This window comes from uncultured Campylobacter sp. (assembly GCF_937890585.1).
In the GTDB taxonomy this organism is placed as follows: domain Bacteria; phylum Campylobacterota; class Campylobacteria; order Campylobacterales; family Campylobacteraceae; genus Campylobacter_A.
This window is the reverse complement of the sequence record NZ_CALACG010000311.1, coordinates 1-5275: the sequence shown is the minus strand read 5'-3', so window position 1 is coordinate 5275 and position 5275 is coordinate 1. Positions and strand designations below refer to the sequence as shown.

1 protein-coding gene and 1 pseudogene are annotated in these 5275 nt (G+C 40.9%); both read right to left on the bottom strand.

Annotated features, from left to right (window positions below; translation table 11 throughout):
- Positions 1 to 2550, bottom strand: a 2550-nt coding sequence (locus tag Q0296_RS09330; RefSeq protein ID WP_298039773.1) for a valine--tRNA ligase, incomplete at its 3' end; no start/stop codon positions are given.
- A gap of 121 nt (positions 2551 to 2671) precedes the next feature.
- Positions 2672 to 5275, bottom strand: a pseudogene (locus Q0296_RS09325) (alpha-2-macroglobulin); the annotation flags it as partial.

The following is a 5275-nucleotide window of genomic DNA, read 5'->3' as shown; positions in this document are numbered from 1 at the left end:
GTTTGTCTCTATCACATCTTTTGGCGCATTTGCCACGAAATTTTGGTTATTTAGCATGCCTGAGAGTTTGGCTATCTCTTTTTCAAGCTTTGTCTTTTGAGACCTTAGCCTTGTGATGATACCGCTCATATCAAGCCCTTCAAGCGGGACAAATGCCTCTAAATTTTCGCTCACATCTCTTATTGAGTTTTCTATTTTTTCATCTACAAAGCCGATCTCTTCGCATTTTGCAAGCAGTTTGATATACTCTTTTACCTCGTCAAGGTCTATTTTTTCATTAAATTTAACAAAGGCTTTTGCGATCTTTGAGTTGCCAAGATCGATAGTAGCTTTTGCACGGCGAATAGCGACGATCGCCTCGATAACTAGCTCAAATTTCTTCTCAACCTCTAAATTTCGCTCTTTTACCTCTGGATAGTTCATCACCATTATTGACTTTGCATTTTCAAGCTGTGTGCCGCTAAGCTCTTGAAATAGATACTCTGAGAGAAACGGCATGAAAGGATTTAGTAGTTTCATCGCCTCTTTAAATATGCTTCCAAGCTCTTTTACACTCGCTTTATCAGCCTTACTAAGCTCGATGCCCCAGTCGCAAAACTCATCCCAAAGGAATTTATAAAGTGTGTTTGCAGCGTCATTAAAGCGGTATGCGTCGATGTTTTCACGCACCTCTCTCACGCACTCATTAAAGCGGCTATTCATATAAATTCCAAGCTTTGTTTCAAGCTTGATATCCTCTAAATTTGGGAATTTACTCTCATTTAGCATTAGATATTTACTAGCGTTATAAAGCTTGTTGGTGAAATTTCTTACCTGCTTCATCTTGGCGTCGCTTAGCTTGATATCACGTCCTTGAACGGCTAGAAGAGTTAGTGTAAAGCGCAATATATCGGCACTATACTCATTTATGCTATCAAGTGGGTCGATGACGTTACCAAGGCTTTTACTCATCTTTCTGCCAAACTCATCTTTTACAAGCGCGTGTAGGTAGATGTCGTCAAACGGCAGCTTGCCAAGGGCATTTTCACCCTGAAACATCATCCTAGCAACCCAGAAAAATAATATATCAAAGCCAGTTATGAGGAGGTTGTTTGGATAAAACTCAGCCAAATCGCCTTCAAACCATTTTTCATTTTTTAGCTCATTTTCATTGCCCCAGCCAAGCGTGCTAAATGGCCAAAGACCAGAGCTAAACCACGTATCTAGCACGTCTGGGTCTTGGTGGAAATTTTTACTTTTACACTTTTTGCACTCGCATGGCTCTCCCTCGTCAGCCCACATATGACCGCAATCATCGCAGTAAAATACTGGAATTTGATGTCCCCACCAAAGCTGGCGTGAGATACACCAGTCTCTTAGCTCTCTCATCCACGCATTAAAGCTGTTTATCCAGTGTGGCGGGTAAAATTTAGCAAGACCCTCTGATACTTTTTGTATCGCTTCGTCTGCGATCTCTTTTTTGACAAACCACTGCTTTGAGATATATGGCTCGACGACGTTTTTGCAGCGGTAGCAGTAACCTACTTGGTTTTCGTAGTCTTCTATCTTTTCAACATTGCCAAGTTTTTCAAGCTCGGCCACTACGATATCTCTAGCCTCAAGCCTCTCAAGACCTGCAAATTTATCGCACTTGTCATTTAAAATGCCCTTTTCGTCAAATACAGTGATAAACTCAAGGTCGTGCCTTTTGCCAACCTCGTAGTCGTTTTGATCGTGCGCAGGCGTGACCTTAACAAGGCCTGTTCCAAACTCCATATCGACGTGCTCGTCCGCGATGATCTCGATCTCTCTATTTATGATAGGTAGCACCACTTTTTTGCCGATTAAATTTTTATAGCGCTCGTCGTTTGGATTTACCATTACGGCCGTGTCACCGAAGTATGTTTCAGGACGAGTTGTAGCCACAACAACAAATTCGCTTGGCTTATCTGCAAAGTAGTATCTCAAATGATAAAGCTTGCCTTTATTTCCTTTGTGTTCGACCTCGATGTCAGAGAGTGCGCCGTCGTGCGTACACCAGTTTATCATGTAGTTTTTCTGGACAATTAGCCCTTTGTCGTATAAATTTACAAAGGCTTTTTTCACAGCTTTTCTTAAGCCCTCATCCATAGTAAATCTCTGGCGTGACCAAGCCGGAGTGATGCCTAGTTTTCGCATTTGATGAACGATCATACCGCCACTTTTTTCCTTCCACTCCCACACTTTTTCTACAAATTTCTCACGGCCAAGCTCTTCTTTTTTGATCCCTTGAGCCAAAAGCTGCTTTTCAACGACGTTTTGAGTAGCGATACCAGCGTGGTCGAGGCCTGGCTGCCAAAGTGTCTTGTAGCCGTCCATCCTCTTGTAGCGAGTCATGATATCTTGAAGTGTGAAGGTTAGGGCGTGTCCGATGTGAAGCGAGCCAGTCACGTTTGGAGGTGGCATCATAATGCAAAATTTACGTCCATCTTTTTGGATATCTTTGTTTGCGTCTATCTCGAAATATCCGCGTTCTTCCCAAATTTTATAAAATTTGTCTTCTATCTCTTTTGCATTGTAAAATTCTGCCACTTTTATCTCCTCAGTTTCGTTTAAAAAATACTTAATGTTATCTAAAATTTGTTTAAAAAAATCTTTGCAAAAGTAGGGAAATATGGGCTTGGGGCGGTTAAACGCCCCAGAGTTTAAATAGCTATTTAACGTTAAAGCTTCTCACGGCTAGGTCGTAGTCGTTTTGTCTTTCGTTGTACATATTTTCGGTTGTGACTGCACCAAGCGAGCATTTACCGCCAAGTCTTACTCTATAAGGTGTGTAAAGCACGGCGTCTTTTTCGTCGTTACTTAGCGTGTAAAAGCTTAACACGCGGTCATCTTTTATGCTTTTATACTCAACTTGCAAGCTGTTTTTTAAGCTCTTGCTAAAGTTACTTAAATTTTCATTTATCGGCTCAAAGCAACTACTTACGATCTCGTTGATAACGCCGTTTTTAACCATTGTTTTTGAGCTTATCACCACTTTTGAGTAGATGACGTCATTTACTTTTAGGCTGTCAAGACCTAGCTCTTTGCCTTTTTCATCGACAAAGACGCGGTAGATGTCAAGCTCTTTTGGCTCTATTTTATGCTTGATCTCAAGTGGCACATAAGCGTAGCTTAAGATAGTTGCGTAGAGCTTGTTTGAGCCTAGTGGTGTAATAGTGAAATTTCCATCCTTTGTCGTAAAAGAGGTGCTTAAAAGGCCGTCAAATTCTTTATTTTCGCCGTTGTAGCTAAGCTTAAATTTATTATTTTTCTCGCCGTTATCTTTGCCAAAGTATGCATTTAGCGCTCTTAGCGTAAATGCACGCTCTTGCGTTGAGCTTAGCTCATTTAAATTTACTATCAAGAAATTTGCAAGATCATCTGAGTAGTCGTCTTTCTCAAAGTATTTTGCGTGCAAGTATAAGATAAAGGCGTTATCTCTTACTTTTGAGCTAAAATCAGATGCATTTTCTTCGCTTGTTTTAGCATTTTTGATATCTTTTAGCGCGACCTTTGCCTCGTCATTTAGGCCGTTTAGCTTTAGAGCTGCTGCCATTAGGTATTTACTTAGTGCTGTTTTATTGTAGGCTTTGTCGTCGTAAATTTTATTTAAGATCGATCTGTCAGCCATATTTGCACGTGAGCTTACATAAAGAGCGTAAAGTGCCTCAAGGTCGTTATTTGCGTATTTTAAGAGAGAGTTTAGCGCATTTTGTTTGACGCCTTTGCTTACCTCATATCCAGCCTCGCTAAGATCAAGTAAAACATCAGTTGCAAAGATGCTTGCAAATGCATTTGTCTCGCCTAGATCGCTCCAGTAGCCAAAGCTGCCGTCTGGTTTTTGCATCTTAACTAACTCATCTATGCCGCTAACGATAAATCTCTTTTGATCCCCTTTTTCAAGCTCATCTTTTGGTTTTAAATTTAAAAGTGCAAGCAGTCTTGAGCTCCTTTGTTCCGCGCATCCGTAAGGATACTCTACTAAATTCTTTGAAGCTGCTAAAAGCACGCTTGAGACCGAGCTTGACGCATCAACACTCACATCGTGATAGCCTTTTGGAAGTGAAATTTTACTCTCTTTGCCAAAGACGCTACTTTTTGCGTAGGTGCTGATCGTATAAGGGCTAACGACATCTAGTAAATTTTGAAGCGTTTTTGAGCCATTTTTGTCGCTTATTGTGACATTGTATTCGCCAGCACCTGTTTCAAGGGCTGAAATTTTAAGCACAAACGCCTTGTTTTCAAGCGGCTTAAGGTTGGCTTTTTCTTGCGTTTTGATGTTTAAATTTTTGCTTGTTACGATGTTTATAGTAAGGTTTTTGTCCGTATTTGTTGTATTTATAAGCCTTAAATTTGCGCTTAATTCATCGCCTTTTAAAAGATAAACTAAAGCGCTTGGCTTAATGATCACATCATCTTTTACTTTTATCTCGCTATTTACGGCGTTCATTGCAGTTGCGTCATTTGCCACAGCATCTACTCTAACAGCGCCGTTAAAGCCATTTGGCGTTTTAAATTCGTATGAAATTTCGCCTTTGTCGTCCGCTTGAAGGCTCACTAAATTTGCATAAGTTTTTACATTTTTGCTATCAACTGGGCTTGCGTGTTTTGCCATTTTCGCCGCCACAGCCATCGCCGCGGCATCACCGCCAAAGCTTAGCGTTTTGCCCTCGACCTTGTAGTTTGTGAGCATATTGTAAATGTCGTAGTCAAAGATGCCATCAGGTAAAATTTTGTCAAAAAACTTAAGCGGATCGGCTGGTTTTTGCGATGTGATATCAAGCACGCCAACATCTGTGATAAATAAATTCAGATAAGCTTTTGGCTTTGTTTTTAGTGAAATTTTGATATTTTCATCGCTCTTTGCGCTTTTTGGCGCTTCTAAGCTAAGTTCTATCTTTCTTGAAGATTTATCGCCGTTTGCATAGACCTTGCCGTAGGTTCTAAACGGAGTTAGCCCAGCGTCAGTCATGCGGTAGATATTTGCACTCACGTAAAGGCCGTTAAAGTCAAAGTCAAGTTTAAATTTAACGTTTGCTGAGTTGTTTTTGATCTTGACGACCTTGTAGGCTTTGACACCTGCATCTTCAAGCGTGACAAGCGCGATGCCTTCTCTTATGGCTGAGCTTATGTCTGCGCTTAGCTCGTCGCCTTTTTTATAGACGCTTTTGTTTAGTTTTATCTGAGACTTGCTAAGCTCTTTTGTAGGGGCTAGAGTTGAGTAGTTGTAGCCGCTTACATCGATGTCTAGGCTCGTGCTCGCACCACTTACTAA